Source organism: Marinobacter sp. (assembly GCF_033722735.1).
Taxonomy (GTDB): domain Bacteria; phylum Pseudomonadota; class Gammaproteobacteria; order Pseudomonadales; family Oleiphilaceae; genus Marinobacter.
Window position 1 is genome coordinate 36,098 of the sequence record NZ_JAWVYN010000024.1, and the last position, 17,354, is coordinate 53,451.

At 63.9% G+C, this 17,354-nt stretch carries 13 protein-coding genes; 9 read left to right on the plus strand and 4 right to left on the minus strand.

Translation table 11 applies throughout. The annotated features are described in order from the left end of the window. Positions 1–175: 175 nt before the first annotated feature. From R3175_RS15300 to R3175_RS15315, 4 genes are all read left to right on the plus strand, one after another. The gene (locus R3175_RS15300) at positions 176–550 is read left to right on the plus strand and encodes a hypothetical protein (protein WP_318945194.1); all 375 of its coding nucleotides are present in this window, start codon (positions 176–178) and stop codon (positions 548–550) included. A gap of 11 nt (positions 551–561) precedes the next feature. Continuing rightward, positions 562–1,389 (plus strand): hypothetical protein, encoded by an 828-nt coding sequence (locus tag R3175_RS15305; protein ID WP_318945195.1) that lies wholly within the window; start codon positions 562–564, stop codon positions 1,387–1,389. A gap of 211 nt (positions 1,390–1,600) precedes the next feature. After that, positions 1,601–3,250, plus strand: coding sequence for a di-heme-cytochrome C peroxidase (locus R3175_RS15310; protein ID WP_318945196.1), 1,650 nt, complete (start codon positions 1,601–1,603; stop codon positions 3,248–3,250). A gap of 21 nt (positions 3,251–3,271) precedes the next feature. Continuing rightward, complete coding sequence (locus R3175_RS15315; RefSeq protein WP_318945197.1) at positions 3,272–5,584, plus strand: di-heme-cytochrome C peroxidase; 2,313 nt, start codon at positions 3,272–3,274, stop codon at positions 5,582–5,584. Between the two features lie 136 nt (positions 5,585–5,720). On the opposite strand, the gene R3175_RS15320 is transcribed toward R3175_RS15315, so the two are convergent. Beyond that, a complete protein-coding gene (locus R3175_RS15320; protein ID WP_318945198.1) occupies positions 5,721–6,608 on the minus strand; it encodes a sigma-70 family RNA polymerase sigma factor in 888 nt (295 codons plus the stop codon). Between the two features lie 29 nt (positions 6,609–6,637). Continuing rightward, positions 6,638–7,105, minus strand: coding sequence for a carboxymuconolactone decarboxylase family protein (locus R3175_RS15325; RefSeq protein ID WP_318945199.1), 468 nt, complete (start codon positions 7,103–7,105; stop codon positions 6,638–6,640). Positions 7,106–7,308: 203 nt separating this feature from the next. On the opposite strand from R3175_RS15325, the gene R3175_RS15330 reads away from it, so the two are divergent. The 3 genes from R3175_RS15330 to R3175_RS15340 all read left to right on the plus strand — a co-directional run bounded on the left by R3175_RS15330 (position 7,309) and on the right by R3175_RS15340 (position 11,142). Further along, entirely contained in the window at positions 7,309–8,907 is a 1,599-nt protein-coding gene (locus tag R3175_RS15330; RefSeq protein WP_318945200.1) for an ABC transporter substrate-binding protein, read from the plus strand. Positions 8,908–8,994: 87 nt separating this feature from the next. Next, positions 8,995–10,761, plus strand: coding sequence for a diguanylate cyclase (locus R3175_RS15335; protein ID WP_318945201.1), 1,767 nt, complete (start codon positions 8,995–8,997; stop codon positions 10,759–10,761). 156 nt (positions 10,762–10,917) lie between these two features. Next, complete coding sequence (locus R3175_RS15340; RefSeq protein ID WP_318945202.1) at positions 10,918–11,142, plus strand: acetyltransferase; 225 nt, start codon at positions 10,918–10,920, stop codon at positions 11,140–11,142. A gap of 27 nt (positions 11,143–11,169) precedes the next feature. Here the strand turns inward: R3175_RS15340 and R3175_RS15345 are convergent, their stop codons facing one another. Beyond that, positions 11,170–11,976 carry a DUF1338 domain-containing protein gene (locus R3175_RS15345; RefSeq protein ID WP_318945203.1) on the minus strand — a complete coding sequence of 269 codons (807 nt, stop codon included), beginning with the start codon at positions 11,974–11,976 and terminating at the stop codon, positions 11,170–11,172. Further along, positions 11,966–13,096: an arginine N-succinyltransferase gene (gene astA, locus R3175_RS15350; RefSeq protein WP_318945204.1), complete on the minus strand. Its 1,131-nt coding sequence runs from the start codon at positions 13,094–13,096 to the stop codon at positions 11,966–11,968. Before astA ends, R3175_RS15345 begins: the two co-directional genes overlap by 11 nt. Before the next feature lie 174 nt (positions 13,097–13,270). Between astA and R3175_RS15355 the strand changes: the two genes are divergently transcribed. Together R3175_RS15355 and R3175_RS15360 are read left to right on the plus strand one after the other, a co-directional pair. Beyond that, on the plus strand, positions 13,271–13,699 hold the full coding sequence (locus R3175_RS15355; RefSeq protein WP_318945205.1) for an Lrp/AsnC family transcriptional regulator: 429 nt from the start codon (positions 13,271–13,273) through the stop codon (positions 13,697–13,699). Between the two features lie 141 nt (positions 13,700–13,840). Continuing rightward, the coding region (locus R3175_RS15360; RefSeq protein ID WP_318945206.1) for an Ig-like domain-containing protein at positions 13,841–17,354 on the plus strand (3,514 nt) is incomplete at its 3' end.

The window sequence follows — 17,354 nt, forward strand, 5'->3', positions numbered from 1 at the left end:
TAAAAATGACCAGCAAACAGCGAATTGGAGTTGGCTCTCGCCGCTGCGGAGCCAAAGACGGTTCCAACGTTGCTGGCATTCATCGAATCACTGGGTCACGATAACGCGATACCTGCCGCACTCGTTGCTGGGAACCTGGCATATGGTGAGAACTCACTGGTCCATCCGGGCTGTTATGACTTGGGGACTGATCCTTGCCCTGGCCATTCTTAATGCAGTTGTTCGGGAAACGTTGCTGGCACCGGCCCTGGGCGAGACTGTTGCACTGCCGGTGAGCGGCGTTGTGCTCAGTGCCCTGATTCTGTTGGTGGCCGGGCTGTCCGTGCCTTACTTCCGGCCAGTTGAACCGCGGGTTTTCTGGTTGTCCGGTGTGCTGTGGTTGGGACTGACGTTGCTCTTTGAGGTAGGGCTGGCATTCCTGGTGGTGGGCCTTGCCTGGCGGGAGTTGCTGGCGTCACTGGACCCTCGCGATGGCAACCTGTTCATACTGGTGTTGGTGATGACTCTGCTGGCGCCGCGGCTCGCGGCGAAGATTCGTAACCTTGTCTGAGGAATGATGAATTGAATGGTTGGCGTAACCTCCATTACGGCCTGCTCCTGTGGCTGGTCATTGCGCTGATGGGCTGCTCCCAGTCAGAGTCTGGGCTGGAGCTGTCGCTGTCACCGGCGCAACTGGACTGGGTGGGGCAGCGGATTTTCCAGAACGAATGTAGCGGTCGGTATCACTGCCTGGTGCACTGGAATGAAGGCGAGGCCTTTCCCTCCCTGGGGATCGGTCATTTCATCTGGTACCCGGCGGGTGTTGAGGGCCGCTTTGTGGAAAGCTTTCCAGCGCTGATCGACTTCATGCGGGCGCGGGCAGTGCCACTGCCGCCCTGGCTGGCCGGCCTGGACCCCTTCGATGCCCCCTGGCCGGACCGCGCGAGCTTCCTGGCCCGGCAGGCGCAGCCCGAGGTGGCGGAGTTGCGGCGGTTTCTCGAACGAACCCGGGGCGAGCAGGTGGCGTTTATCTTCCGGCGGGCCGAGGCGGCGCTGGCGCGGGTGATCGCGGCCGCCCCGGACGACCGGCAGGGCCGGCTGAGGCAACGCCTGGCGGCACTGGCCGAGACGCCCGGTGGGGTCTACGCCTTGCTGGATTACGTGAACTTCAAGGGTGAGGGGCTGTCCCCCAGCGAGCGCTATCAGGGCCAGGGTTGGGGCCTGTTGCAGGTGTTGCAGGCGATGGCCGGGGATGAGGGGGGCAGTGCGCTGGTCCAGTTCCGGCAGGCCGCGGCTCAGGTGCTCACCCGGCGGGCGCACAACGCGGACAACCCCATCGAGCGGGAGCGCTGGTTGCCCGGCTGGCTGAAGCGGCTGGAGACCTACCGGGAGCCGGCGCCACTGGGTTAGACGGTCAGAACTTGCCCGGGACGTCGGCAGATCGGTCGTGCCCTCTCAGTCAACGCCATTGCTCGCCTGTGCAGTTGGACGATGGTTACGGATGCTGGTGGACAGGCTCTTGCCCCGGGTCAGGATACGACCGGCAATCGATAGTGATTTACTAAATAAAATCAATCAGTAAACATACACCCTCAAAATCAATAATAAATCAGGGAGTGGTATGGTCAGGCGTAGTGTGCGTTATCTGTGGATTGTGGGGGCGGGACTGGTTGGCCTGGTGGCCGCGGTTGTGGTGTACCTGAACGGGCAGGGCAGGGACCCGGGGCCGGACACAGTGTTTCGGCAACTGGACCAGGGTTGGAGTAATGCGGTGCGGGAGCAGATGCACCATCTGAGTTTCGGCTCCCGCATCCTGCCCTATGACTGGTTGTTGCATCTGGAGCGGGCGGAGGGCGATGGGCTGCTGCGGGACCCGGCCTTCCTGGCCCGGCTGGGGTTCATCCCGGCATTGCCCAGCGAGCGGAACCCGGACGGACTGCCGGTGGGCTTCAGCCGGACCAGGGCCGATTCGACGGGGACCGAGTGGCTTGGCTTCAACTGTGCCGCCTGCCATACCGGGGCTGTCCGCTATCAGGGCGAGCAGGTGCTGATTGAGGGCGGTCCTGCGCTGATCGATTTTACCCGGTTTGAAAATGCGGTGATTGCCAGTCTCGAAGCGACGCTGGCGGAGCGCGACCGCCTCGACCGGTTGGCGTCGTCGTTGGGACAGGACGGTCGCAACGGGTTGCAGGCGGAGCTGCAGCAGCGGCTGGCCTACCTGACGCAGCGCCGGGCCATCAACCACTCCGAGACCGCCTACGGCCACGGTCGGCTGGACGCCTTCGGGCAGATCTTCAATACGGTGGCGGTGGAGCTGCTGAATCAACCCGGCAATGCCCGCCCCGCCGACGCACCGGTCAGTTACCCCTTCCTCTGGGGCGCGCCGCACCTGGACCTGGTGCAATGGAACGGCTCGGCACCGAACCAGGCGCCCGGACCGTTGATCCAGAATGTGACCACGGCGCTGGCGGTGTTCGGCACCGCCAACCTGACCGGGCCTGGGGGGCTGGACGGTTACCCCAGCTCCGTGAACATCCCCAACCTGGGCACCCTGCAGAGGCACTACAACCAGTTGCGCTCGCCACGCTGGCCAGAAGACCTGCTGGGGGGGCTGGACCCGGACAAGCTGGCCGAAGGCCAAAGGCTATACCGGGACAACTGCCTGGCCTGCCACGCCCTGAGCGATCGCGAGCAGCCCCTCCAGTCGCAGAGGGTCACCCTGGTGCCGCGAACTGAAATCGGTACCGACCCCACCATGGCAACCAACTTCATCCAGGCCCGGGCCCAGACCGGTCTGTTGGCGGGGCGTAAAAAACTGGTGGTGGCGGGGCCGGACTTCGGCGCCGAGGCCAGTACCATCGAGACGGTGGTTCATGCTGCCCTGGGTGCCACCCTGCACCATCCCCTGGAGGCCATCGGGGTCACCCTGGAAGACTTCTTGCGGGTGTATGGCGCCAAGCCCCGCCAGATTCCGGACCAGTACAAGGCCCGGCCGCTGAGTGGCATCTGGGCGACGGCTCCGTTCCTGCACAACGGCTCGGTGCCCACGCTATACGACCTGCTGCTGCCGCCGGAACAGCGGCCGACCCGCTTCCACGTGGGCCATCGCGAGCTGGATCCGGTGAAAGTGGGCTACGTCTCAAACGCCGGTCCCGCCACCAGCCACTTCGACACTCAACTGCCGGGTAACAGCAACCAGGGTCACATCTACGGTACCGATCTGAGCGACTCGGAACGCTGGGCGCTGGTGGAGTACCTCAAGAGTCTGTAGGCCTGACAAGGAATCGTTGTTATGACTGTATCTACCTCACTGCGTCTCTGGGGCTGGTGTGGCAAGTTGCTGAAATGGCTGGTAGTGGCGGCCCTGGTGCTGGTGGTCGGCGCTGCAGCGCTGTTTGCCTGGTACATCCTCTGGCCGGTGGCAACCCTGCCATCGCCAGAGCCGGTGGACGAGGTGGTCTATTTCGACCAGGGTTGGGGTGCGACCCGCTCGGCGCCGGACCGGGAACGGTACTACTACACCCCCCAGGGCACCACCATGCCCCAGGGGGCGACCACGGCCGCCATCCGGTACGACTGGTTCGTGCAGCTGCGGTTGCCGTTCTCCAATCAGCGTTTCGCCGACCCCGATCACCTGCGCCAGTACCGTTTCCTGGTGGACCCGGTGCCCACCGAGGCCAACCCGGACCACTTGCCGGTGGGATTCACCAAGCATTTTGATCCGGTAACCGGCGACGAACTGCTGGACATCACCTGTGCCGCTTGCCATACCGGTGAGCTGCATTACGACCAGGGTGGCAAACGGCTGGCGTTGCGGGTGGACGGTGGCCAGGCCATGCACGCCATCAGTGACACCACCCGGGGTTCGTTTGCGCCCAAGCTGGTGGCGTCGCTGTTCTACACCGCCATCAATCCGTTCAAGTTCGACGAATTTGCCCACGACGTGCTGGGCAGTCGCTACCCCCAGGGTAAGGACGCACTCAAGGACAAGTTGTGGGCGACCCTGGGGCGGTTTGCCAGCAGCCCCCAGAACAATCCGTTCGGTCACCTGTATCCCCGGGAGGAGGGCTTTGGCCGCACCGATGCCCTGGGCCGTATCGGCAACACCGTGTTCGGCGACCATCTGGTGCCCGCCAATTACCAGGTGGCCTCCGCGCCGGTGAGTTACCCGTTCCTGTGGGACATCTGGAAGTTCAGCTGGGTGCAGTACAACGGCTCGGTGTCCCAGCCGCTGGCGCGGAATGTAGGCGAAGCCATGGGGGTGGGCGCCCGTATTCCGTTGCTGAACGATACCGGCGGCCCCATACCGGCGGAGCAACGGTTCCGCAGTTCGGTGCGCATCGCCGATTTGCACGCCATCGAGCAAACCCTGCAGACCCTCGAACCGCCGGCTTGGCCGGAAGATATCTTCGGGCCGGTGGATCGCGAGCTGGCGGCGCAGGGGCAGGGCCTGTTTGTCCGGCACTGTCAGGGCTGCCATGGGCCGCACCCGGTGACCGAGGCCCGGCAACAGGCGCTGGCTCCCCTGAAGCCTTCGCCGCAGAGCGAATGGCGCATCGAGGTGATCCCCGCCGAACACATTGGTACCGACCCGGCGACCGCGAAAGGATTTATGGACCGGCGGTATGATCTCTCGGCCACCGGGCTCACCGACCAGGACCTGGAGCAGGCGCTGGCGCCACTGCTGAACCGACAGCTGGTGCGACAGGTGCGTTACCGCCTGCGGGAAGTGATCCGCCTGCGCCAGGCGCAGGCGTTGCCGGTGGGCGACCTGCCGGCGTTGCTGGCGGACTACCCCACCTCTTCGCCGGATGCCCGGGTGCCGGCCCAGCGGTTCACCGCCATCCATCGGGCGTTGCAGGCGGTGGCGGCGCCGTTGCCGGCGGTTCCAGATGCGCGTACCCCGGCCCCCGATCCGCGGCACTGCGACCTGCAGTGTCAGACTGTGGCGCTGCTGTGGCAGCTGGTCCATGGCCAGGAGTATGCGGCCATCACCCTGGAGGCACTGGATGTCACCCGCCTGACCGAAGGCGAGGCGCTGAACCTGGTGGGCATCCTGGTGAAGAACCGCTACTACCAGGACCACAACCTGAGCTACCAACAGCAGCAATGCCTGGAGGGCTTCGGAACCCTGGACCTGCCGCAGCAGATCCTCGGTTACAAGCCCCGGCCGCTGGCCGGGGTCTGGGCGACGCCGCCATTCCTGCACAACGGTTCGGTGCCGTCCATCTACCAACTGCTGTCGCCGCCGGAAACCCGCAGTGCGCGTTTCCTGGTGGGCACGCGGGCGTACGATCCGGTTCACCTGGGTTACCAACTGATCACCGGGGCGGACGATAACGGCGATGCCCGCGGCTTCTGGCTGGATACCTCCCTGTCCGGCAACCACAACACCGGGCACGCCTTCGCCGCCGACCCGCAGCTTTGGGCCCGGCACCGGGCCGACCCGGAGGCCCACCCGTTGCCCCAAGGGGTGATTGGCCCGCTGCTCACCCACAACCAGCGCATGGCGCTGCTGGAGTACCTCAAGGTGCACCGGGATAGCCCCGAGGCGGGTTATGGCGAAACCCCAACGGCCTGCCAGGTAGCGCAGGCCCGGCCATGAGCGGCCGGAATCCGGGCCCGGTTTCACCCGCGGTTTCCGCGAACTGCAGCGGGAAGAGAACGCCTGGCTGCAGGCCCTGGCCCGGGGGGCTGTCGCCACTTCGGGGGCTGCCTGAATGGCGAGTTGATCCGTCCAGTCAGGGGCGGAGGTCGGTGGGCACCCATTCCACCAGGTGGCGGAGTTTGTGCGGATTACGGGTCACATAGACATTGACGATCCGGCCATCGACGATCTCCACCGCGGTGGTCTGCAACAGGCCGTCCCGCTCCACCGTGAGCCAGCCTGGCAGGCCGTTGACCCGCATGGGGCGGGCCCAAAGGGGGCCGCTGCCGTTTGCCTTGCGGGCCAGCGCCGCGTACAGCCGACACAGCTTGTCGGCGCCGGTGATCAGCCTGAGCGCAGCGCTGCGCACCCCACCGCCGTCGCTGTGCAGGGTGGCATCGTGGACCAGCAGGTTGCGCAGGGTGGCCAGGTCGCCCTGGCGCGAGGCGTTGAAGAACGCCTCCGCCACCCGCTGGTTGTCGGACGGGGCGACCTGGAAGCGGGGCCGTCCCGCCTGGACATGCTGTCGGGCCCGGGTAGCCAACTGGCGACAGGCCGCCGCGCTGCGATCCAGGGCCGTGGAGACTTCGTCAAAAGACAAGCCAAACACGTCGTGCAGCAGGAAGGCGGCTCGCTCCAGCGGCGACAGCCGTTCCAGCGCCAGCATCAGCGCGTAGGACACCTCCCGCTCCTGTTCACAGGCGCCAGCGGCATTGTCAGCGACCACCGGTTCCGGCAGCCAGGGTCCCACATACTGCTCTCGACGTCGGCCGGCGTCCTTCCACCGGTCCAGGCACAGCCGGCTGACCACCGTGGACAGGAACGCCCGGGGGTTGTCCACCGCCGCCGTGTCGGCCTGGTGCCAGCGCAGGTAGGCGTCCTGCACGATGTCTTCGGCTTCGGCAACCGATCCGAGCATGCGGTAGGCAAGCCCCTTCAGGTGCGGGCGGTGTTGTTCGAAGGTGGGAGCGGCGTCCGTCATGGTGTCGTGGTTGTCATCCGTGTGGTCGTTCAGGCGCTGGCTGGTATGGCCGGGTCAGCGGTTGGGTGCGCCTTGTGAAAACCGATGGCCAGGCGATTCCAGCTGTTGATGGTACCAATCAACAGGGTGAGGTTAACCTGCTCCTCGGCGGTGAAGTGTTCGTCGAGAGACCGGTAATCATCGTCCCCGGGGTGACGGTGTGCAACCCGGGTCATGGTTTCGGTCCAGGCCAGGGCGGCCCGCTCCCGTTCACTGTACAGCGATGACTCACGCCAGGCCGCCAGCAGGTTCAGGCGGTCTTCTGTCTCGCCGTGCGCGCGGGCATCCCGGGTGTGCATATGCAGACAGAAGGCGCAGCCGTTGATCTGCGAGGCGCGGATCTTCACCAGTTCGCGCAGGCTGGGTTCCAGGCCACAGCGGCCCAGGTAGGTTTCCAGGCCGAACATGGCTTGATAGGCCGCCGGGGCGGCGGTTGCGGGGTCGGGTCGAGTTGTCATGAAACGCTCCTTTTCGGGGTTGTCATGAATCGAGACGAAATGGCTGGACAGAGTGTGACATTCAGGAAAACTTTTTTGGCCGGATCGCCCGGTTGGCGAATTCCGGGCAAATTCCTGGTACCTGACATAGACTTGTTGCAAGGTTCGCTATTCTACCGGTTTGGTGTGCGAACGATCCTTTCTCCGGCGTCGACGAGTCAGGCATGAACAGAGCTTTGGTGGCGGATGTGCTGCTGTGGTCGGCACTGGCGCTTTCGCTGTTTCCTATCTCGGCCAGAAGTGAATCGGTGACCCTGCAGCTGAGATGGCTGCACCAGTTCCAGTTTGCCGGTTATTACCTGGCTCTGGAGAAGGGCTATTACCGTCAGGCGGGGCTGGATGTCACCCTGCTGGAGGGCGGACCCCAGGCAGACCGGCCCATTGACGAGGTACTGGCCGGCCGGGTGGACTTCGCCGTCACCGGTTCCGGGGTGGTGATCGAGCGGCTGGAAGGCAAACCGGTGGTGGCCCTGGCCGCGATCATGCAAACCTCCCCCATTGTCTGGATTACCCGCGCCGAGGATGGTATCCGCAGCCCCCACGATCTGGTCGACCACAAGGTCATGCTGATGCCGCCGCCGGAGAGTGCCGAGCTGCTGACCGTGTTCCTGCGGGAGGGGCTGCCGCTGGAGCGGGTGGAGCTGATGCCCAGCAGCTACCAGCTGGACGACCTGATTTCCGGCCGGGTGGCCGCCTACGATGGTTATGTCTCCAACGAGCCCTATCTGCTCCAGCAGCAAGGCATCAATTACTCCCTGATCAATCCGCGGGATTACGGCATCAACTTTTACGGCGATGTCCTGGTCACCAGCGAAGCGCTGGCGAAGCGTCGCCCCGAGGTGGTGGCGCGCTTTACCCAGGCCAGCCTGCGGGGCTGGGAGTATGCCCTGAACAACCTCGACGAGGCCATCGACCTGATCCATCGCGACTACGCCCCGGACAAGTCGCTGGGTCACCTGCGCTACGAAGCGGAGACCATCCGCGAACTGGTGATGCCCGACCTGGTCCAGGTGGGCCATATGAACCCCGGACGCTGGCGGTTTATCGCCGACAGCTACCGGGAACTGGGGATGACCGAGGGAGAGGCCTCGCTGGAGGGTTTCCTGTTCCAGCCGGAGCAGCGCTACGATTACGCCGTGGCCCTGGCGGTGGGGCTGGCGAGTCTGTGCCTGTTGGGGGTCGTCAGCTTCTTCCTGTTCCGGTTCAAGCAATTGTCCGTGGCATTGCAGGACAGTAATACGCAACTGGAAGTGCTGGCCACCACCGACATGCTCACCGGCGTCAAGAACCGCCACGGCTTCTTTGAGCAGGCCAGGCTCGCCCTGAGCCAGGCCCAGCGGTCGGGGTCCCCGGTATCGCTGCTCATGCTGGATATCGACCTGTTCAAGAACATCAATGACCAATACGGGCACGCTGCCGGAGATGCGGCATTAAGGGCCTTCGGCGAAGCCCTCAGAGCGTTCGGCCGGGAACATGATGCGGTGGGCCGGATTGGCGGTGAGGAGTTTGCCATGTTGCTGGTGAATTGCGATCGGACTCAGGCTGCGCAGGTGGCCGAACGGTTACTGATGCACGTACGGGGACTGTCGATCCCGGTGCCGGATTCCGACTGCTGTTTCCGCTTTACCACCAGCATTGGTCTGGTGGAGGTGCAGGATTCGCTGGAAGCGGCGCAACGCGAAGCGGACCAGGCGTTATACCTGGCCAAACGGCGGGGCCGGGACCGGATAGAAGTGGTCGGTAACCCGGCGACGCCGGCGTGAGTGGGGCTATCGTGTCTATACTTGCCGTCAGGATTGCAACCAGCGGCCGCGGGGCGGCAACAGGCCGCAAAGAAACGGGGTCGATCAATGCTTCGATATGGGGCCATGCTGATCCGATTGATGGTGCTGGCGCTGCTGCTGTCGGGCCCGGTTAGTCACGCCGGTCCCTCCGCGCCCCCGGAACTGGATATCCGTTACCTGCAGACGCAGGCGTTGCGGGCGCCGGTCGAGTTCTTCGCCAGCGCCGGTGACGATCCCCTGCCGGAGGCGGACTTTGCGCCCTTAACCGAGGCCGAAGTGCATCAGCTCATGGCTGAGGGAGGTCGCACCTTCTGGTTGCGGGTACGGCTGCGCAACGATGATCCCACGGAACCCCGCTCCTGGGTGCTGCGACACCAGTCGCCCCAGATCGATCGCCTGACCGCGTTTCTGCTGGATGAGCAGGGCGAGCCCCAGCGCACCCGGCTCACCGACCGTCAGCCATTCCACCAGCGCCCCCTGGATTACCGGACCCTGGCGCTGGTCCACACCACCCCGGCGGGCAGTTACACCGACGTCTACCTGAGGCTGGGTTATGACCGGCCGGGAATCGCGTCCCTGGATTTCACCCTCAGCACTGAAGCACGGTTTCAATCCCATGCCCGCACCGAGTATTACGGTTTCGGGGCCTATTTCGGCATGATGCTGACCCTGGTCTTGGTGACGCTAGCCCTGGCCTGGCTGTTGCGGCAGTGGAACTACCTGTACCTGGGCCTGCTGCTGCTGGGTGCTGCCCTGGCCTGGGCCATGAACAGTGGCCTGGCGTTCCAGTTCCTGTGGCCGGAAGCCGTGGTCTGGCACAACGAGGGGGTACACCTGGTGTACCTGATGGGGGCGGCCTGTGCGATCCAGTTTTCCCGGGGCTTCCTCAAGACGCCGCTGCTGTTTCCGCGCTCCGACCGGATTCTGCTGGGGGCGCAGTTGGTGCTGGTGGCGGGGGCGGTGGCCTGGCTGGCCGGTTTCTACCGGCCGGTGTTCTGGTTGTCCCACGGCGCGTTGGTGGCGTTGGTGGTGCTGGCTGTGTTGGGCTATGGCGCTTACCGCAAGGGGGAAACATTCGCACGCTGGTATCTGGCGGCGTGGTTGTGCTACGCCTACAGCCTGCTGGTGTGCCTGCCCGGCAGCGGGGCTGCACTGCTGGCCGGCGGAATGCCGCCGCTGCAATTTGCCCAGTGGCTGGGAGCTCTCCAGGCGCTGCTGTTGTTGATGGCCTTGAGTGAACGACTGCTGGGCTGGGATCGGGAGCGTCGTCAGGCCCTGCGCCTGGCGAATCAGGATGCCCTGACCGGGTTGGGCAACCGGCGGGTGATGCCCGAGGCCCTGGACAATTTCCGCAACGCGTTCGAACGCACCGGTTTACCGGTGTACTTGATCCTGATCGACCTGGACCATTTCCGGGCCATTAACGACAGCTACGGCCGGGAGGCCGGCGATGCGGTGCTGCAGGCCCTGGCGGGATTGCTGACGCGGATCTGCCGGCCGGACGATGTTTGCGTCCGCTATGGGGGAGGGGAATTTGCCATCCTGCTGCAGGCTCCGGACCAGGAGGTCGCCCTGGATGTCGCCAACCGGATTCGGCGCGAGTTCGCCGAGACCCCCACCCGGCACCACAACCGGCCCATCACCCATACCCTCACCGCCGGCCTGACCACGGTGTGTTCCACCGCCGCCTGCATTGCCGGCAACCAGGCCATCCAGGAGGCCGCCGCGGCCCTGTCCGAGGCCAAGCAGGCCGGTCGCAATCGCTGCCAGGTGTTCAGCGGTAATGCCGGATCGAAGCCGGCACAGGCGTGGTTGCCGGGAAGTAAACCGTAATACGCGTGCCTCGTCGCTGAGGGCCGTGCCCTGATGGAGTCGAGCCGCCTGCCATCAGTGCTCCCCCAACGCAGCCTTGGGGTCTATGCTAACGGTAGCACTGTCTTTACGCGGGGCACGCCCGTGCATCCGATACGAGCATCTGGGGAGGGCGCCATGCTGTTGGCTGAAAAATCCACCGGTCACCTGGTGGAAATTCTCGATTTGCAGAGTCTGTTCAATCCCTTCGAACCGGCGGTCCAGGGCTGCCTGCACTTCGGTGAGGAGGCCCAGGATCCTGAGCAGTTCGACAAGGGCAAGCTGGAGTTTCCCTCTGGCGAGCCCTTGCCGCTGTGCTGGACCGATGCCAACTACCGCGGCCGAACGACCGCTCACCGCTGACCCCCACATCCGGTCTGGCCGGCGGCCTCACATGCCGGCGTTGGTACTCTCGAAAATCTTGTCGGCCGAGGCCGCCACAAAGCCGCTGTAGAGGGTGCCATCCGGCTTGGGATAGCGTTTGGCGAATTCGTAGAAGCAGCTGGGAATAACGGCCGTGCGGTCGCGGAACGCCACCTCGACCCGGTCCGCCATGGTGGACGACTGCTCCAGCATGGCCTCGGGCGAGCCTTTGATTTCGCCCCCGGAACTGTTCACCGTGAAGCCCTCCGCCTTCAGCAGGTTGTTGATCTGCTCCACCGAGTCGAACGTCGACAGCTGGTTGATGCTGACCGTGAAGTGGTTGGCCCGGTAGCCCCAGGCGGCCAGCCAGGCAGCATACTCACTCTCTTCCAACAACTGCTGGTAGGTGGCGTAGTCCACCTGCCAGTGGGTGCCGGAGTACAGGAAATCATCGGCGGTTACCGCTTCCTCAGGCACCTGTGCCACCAGCTCGTGCACGATGGCCTGAAGCTGCGGCGAACACTGTTCCACCAGCAGCTCGGAGATGAACACCTTGGGCGCGGTGGGGTCCGGGTGTTCGAAGTGCTTGGCATACAGTTTCTTGGCGTCGAAATGGTAGTCGCCGCCTTCGTGGTAGCCGAGGGCCAGAAAATGGGCTGCGAGCTTGTCCAGCCCGACCTTCGCCAGGTTGAAGGTGCGCAGGGCGATGTGGTCATTGACGATGGCTTCGCCCTGGGTGCCCCCGAGGATCCGGTGAATCTTCTCGGCCGATGGCGTCACCGCGCGGTAGTTGTCCCACAGGTGACGGAACAGGGTGTCGCGATCAGAGTGCATATTGGTACTCCCGAAAGGGGGTTGCGTGTTCGCTTCTGTGTTGCCCGGTGCCATGTCCGGATCGGGCCGCGGCCAGCTCGACAAAACGGGCCTGGCCGCCATCGTGCAGGTTGAGTGATCGGGCCAGTGCCGCCGGCACTTGCAGTACACCATGGTCCGGCAGGTAGGTGGCCTGATCGGTGACGGTGGCCCGGAATCCCTCGCACAGCGTGTTGGCCACGGCGAGCACCCGGCCTTGGCCGGTTTCCTGGCCTGCGTGCAGCACCGGCGTGTCCCGACCGATGGCCTGGATCCGGCAGGTCACCGAGTTGGCGACGCTGTGGATCCGGTCCCGTTGGGCCTCCACCGTGGGGCCGGCGTCGAACAGGTCGACATAACCCTGGTGACGGAAACCCTCACGTTCCAGCATAGCCAAAGCCGGGCGGGTGTCCGGGTGCACCCGGCCAATGACGGCCTGGGCGGCGTCGCTGAGCAGGTTGGTATACAGCGGGTACTTGGGCATCAGCTCGGCAATGAAGCCCTTGTCGCCGGCACCGGCCAGTTGGGTCACGGTGGCGAAGTCCAGGTCCACAAAATGGGCCCGCAGCCAGTCCCAGAACGGCGACTCGCCGGCCTCGTTGGACACGCCACGCATCTCGGCAATGACCGTGTCGGCAAAGCGCTGGGGGTGCTGGGCCATGAACAGGAACCGCACCCGCGACAGCAACTTGCCGGCATGGGCCCGACGGAACTGGGGACGCAGGTAGAGGGTGCAGATCTCGGTGCAGCCGGTGTAGTGGTTGCACATGTTGAGCACGTCGACGCTGCGGTACAGGCCCAGTTCCCGGGAATGATGCACCACCCGGCTCTTGTGGTAATGGTACAGGGGGCTGCTGAGACCCACCGCCGCCTCGATGCCGGTGGTGCCCATCACCTCCCCGGTGGCAGGGTCTTCCAGCACGAACAGGTAGCTTTCCTGGCCGGGCTCGCTGACCGGGCGGGCGAAGCTGTCGATGGAGCTCTGGATCTTGCCAACCAGGAAATCCCGGTCGTCAATCAGCGAGGTGAACCCGGGTCCGGATTCAACAGCGATTTGCTGCAGGGCGGGCAGATCGGCATGGGATACAGGGCGAATGATCATGGGCGTGCTCCGAGTCAGTGGCCGGCCTGATGTAGCCCAAACAGGGCTGCTGGCCGGGAACAGGACCGAAGGGTCAGTCTGGTTCCATTATGGGGAGCGCGGCTGCCAGTTTGCAGTTTCGATCTGCGCGAAATGATGGAACAATAAGGCAAATTGACGGATGGATTGCGCAATATGATCAGTCAGCAGGACCGGAAGCTCATTGCCCTGTTACGTCAGAACGCCCGCACCAGCGTCTCCGACCTGGCCCGGGCCCTGCACCTGTCCCGCTCCACGGTGCAGAACCGCATCGCCCGGCTGGAGGCCAGCGGCATTATCAAGGGCTATTCGGTGGAGGTGGGGGGCGAATACACCGCCAATCAGGTGGAGGCCCATGTCTCCATCAAGGTGCGCCAGAAACTCACCGCCCGCACCAACAGCGCCCTGGAACAGATCCCCCACGTCGCCCAGCTCTACGCCGTGAGCGGCGAGTACGACCTGCTGGCCATCGTCCAGGCCCAGTCCCTGGAGGAACTGAGCGCGGTGCTGGACCAGATCGGCAACCTGGAGGGGGTGGAACGGACCAATTCGGCGGTGGTGTTGGAGACCCGGTTCCGCCGGTAGTTTGGTAAGTTTTTGTAAAAATATGTAGTTATTTGAAATCTTACGCGGATTTTCTGAGCAATTTCCTTACGGGTTCGTTAGTTTTTTAAACAACTTGCAGTGGTGCATAGGTATTGCACATAACCGGACAGGGAAGTTGCGATGAACAAGTTCGCTTTAGGGCTGGCATGTGGGTGGGTAATTGCGTCTGTTGGAACCGCTACTGCGGGGACATTCCAGGAGACCGAAGACATTGTCATCAGCCCGGACTTCTGTTCCCTCTATCCCTTCACGGTGTCCGATTCGTTACTGGCCTCGGCAACACCGGGACAAAGCTTCCAGAACATTCCCCTGGGGACCGGCCCCGGTAACTACAACTGGCTGACCTGGCAGGGCGACAACGATGCCCCCGTGCTGGCCGATGCCCTGGTACCGCCCGGAACAAGCCGAACCTACATCCATCCCGCGAACCCGTCTGATCATCAACTGAATATCGGTGACCTGGTCGAAGGTGCGCCGGGCGTCAAGAACAGCCGTGATGTTCGCGACAATCTGGATGCCTTGCTGGGCTACAACATCATTATCCCGGTCTGGGGTGACCACACCAGCCAGGGCGCCAACCTGAACTACGGGGTCGCGCAGTTCGCGGTCGTTCGGTTGACCGATTACCGGCTCAATGGCCAGGGTTATGTCAGTTTTACCTTTGAGCGCTTCACCCGCTGCTACAACGTAAGGCCTGAGGCAATTGACAGCCAGGTCACCACGCCCGAGGATACACCCATTGAGTTCCCATTGCAGGCCGCGGACGCCGATGGCGACGAACTCACCTATGAAATTGTCACGGCCCCCGAGCACGGCGAGATTGCACACAGCAACGGACAGGTAACCTATCGCCCCAGCGCCAATTACTACGGTCCAGACAGCCTGACCTTCCAGGTTCACGACGGTGAACAGCTGTCCGGCACCGCGACGGTGACCATCGAGGTCACCCCGGTTAACGACGCGCCGGTTGCTCATCCCGCCCAGGCCAGCGGCCCCGAGGACACCTTGATTCCCCTGCAGTTTTCGGGATCCGATATCGAGCAGTCGCCGCTGACCTTTGCGGTGGTTGTGTCGCCCGAGCACGGCACCGTGGTGGAGACCGACACCGGTTACGCCTACCAGCCCAATGCCGACTATTTCGGCCCGGACCAGCTGCAATACGTTGCCAACGATGGCGAACTGGATTCCGCGCCGGCCATCCACGGCCTGACCGTCATTCCGGTGAACGATCCGCCCGTGGCGGAGGACGTTTACGCGGAGACCGAAGGTGGTGATCCGGTGGCGATCACCCTGGTGGGCAGCGATATCGACAGCGATGTACTGACCTACACCCTGCTGGATGCTCCCTCCAACGGTGTTATGGCCGGCGAAGCGCCGGAGCTGGTCTACACCCCGGATCCCGATTTCGAGGGACTGGAGGAACTGACTTACCAGGTCTCCGATGGTGAGCTGTCAGCGACCGCAACCATCACCATCAACGTCATCCTGCCCAACCTGCCGCCGGTAATCACCAGTCCGCCGGTGGTCACCACACCGGAGCGGACTCCCTATCAGTACCCGGTGATGGCGGAAGACCCCAACAAGAACGACGTCCTGACCTACAGCCTGCAACGTGGGCCGGCCGAGATGAGCATCGGCGCGCAGTCGGGGGTGATCAGTTGGTTGCCGTCGCCGGAATTCACCCAGACCGTACCGACCTTCAATGACCAGTGTTATGTGGTGCCCACCGGTTCGGTGAAGGAGTATGAGGAGGGCGATGAGGCCGCGGGAGCGACCTACATCGCGCCACTGTTCTACCGGGTTCGCGAAGCCATTACCGATGCCAGTGATTACGTGGGGCCCCAGTCGGTCGCCTGGCATAACCGCCACCGTTGTCTGGGTTGCCACATCCAGACCCAGAGTGTTCTCGGCCTGCAATCCTCAAAGGAAAAGGCCGAGGTCGACGAAAGTGCCGCGGAATACCTGCTCTCGGAAATCCTGTCCAGCCAGCTGAACGATGGCTCCATCCGCCGTTCTCACCCTTCTCTTGCCAAGAACCAGACCGCGTTCGCACTGTGGGCTCTGAATGCCGTGCCCGACCGGACCCGCACCCTGGCGGTTCGTCAGAACGGGCTGAAGTTCTTTACCAACCGGGTGACCTACAGTGGCCAACTGGCCTACTGGACCAACGACCATCGCAGCGGCTGGTTGCGCAATCCGCTGGCGATTACCGCGCTGGTCTCCCAGGCGTCCTCCGGCCTGCTGCAGGATTTTGACGAACTGGACATTCTGACCGCCGAGCAACAGGAACTGGCCGATTTTTACCGGATGCTGGCCCCGAGCGTGGCGGAGTATCTCCTGGCGGGTATCGAGACCAACGAGAACAACAACCTGAGGCAGGTATACCGCATGATCGGGCTGGCCGAGCTGGCCACGATGATCACTGACGAAGACTTACTGGCCCGCATGGACAATGCGATCCACCTGATCGATACCCGCCTGCGGTCCCGCCAACGGGATGATGGCGGCTGGTCCTTCAATGCCACCGGCAGCCAGAGCGACCCGCTGACCTCCGCGTGGGTCGGCCTGGCCCTGGACTACCAGAACCCCGCGATCACCGATCCGGTGGTGCTGGCCAACATCGAGTACCTGCTGGACACCCAGCAGGCCAACGGCACCTGGAACACCACCAGTGGCCTGTTCTCCACCAAGCTGGCCACCACCAGCCTGGTGATGGCCTACCTGCCGGTGGCCCTGGATCACCTGGGGAACCCGGATGTCCGCCTTGGTCATGTGGCCATTTCGCAGGGTGACCATGGCGAGCACGAGCTGAGCGTGCAACTGGGCAACCGTGGCCTGGCCAATATTGGCGTGCCCCTGGAAATGGATTTTTACGCCGGCAGCGCCGAGGAAGGCGTCCTGCTGGGGACGGCGCAGGTTGACGGCCTGTCCAGCGGTGGCTTCGCCTATCCCGCAATCACCGTCGAGGACAGTAAGCTGACCGATGACCTGACCGTGGTGCTGCGGCCAGATGCGGACATCGAGGAATGCCAGATCACCAACAACGCCACCCGGGCCGCGTTGGTGCGGGTGGAAGTGGCGGACCCGGACGGTCTGACGGACGACCAGATCTACGCCCTGAACGTCGAGGACGTGAACGAGGCGCCAGTGATCGACAGCGAGCCGCAAACCGTACTCGAGGGTGGTCAGTCGTTTGAATACCAGGTGGACGTCTCCGACGTTGATGTTGGCGATGCCCACAACTTCACGCTGGTCTCCGGCCCGGAAGGGCTGTACCTGGATGAACGCACCGGCCAGTTCACCTCCGCGCCGGGCGGCATTGCACCGGGCGAGTACGAAATCACTGTACTGGTCACCGACCTGCGGGGTGCCACCACCGAGCAGACCTTCACCCTGGTGATCCACGAGAACCTGCCGCCGCAGATTGTCACACCGCCGGTGGTTGCCGGTGGCGAGGACGCGGGCTATCGCTATGACGTGGATGCCACCGACCCGAACGAAGGGGATGTGTTGTCCTATGGCCTGGAGTATGCCCCGGAAGGGATGGGCATTGTCCCGGACACCGGCCTGATCGAATGGGCTGCCGGTAGTGAGTGGGTGGATAACCGGACGGATTCGAATGGGTTGTGTATTG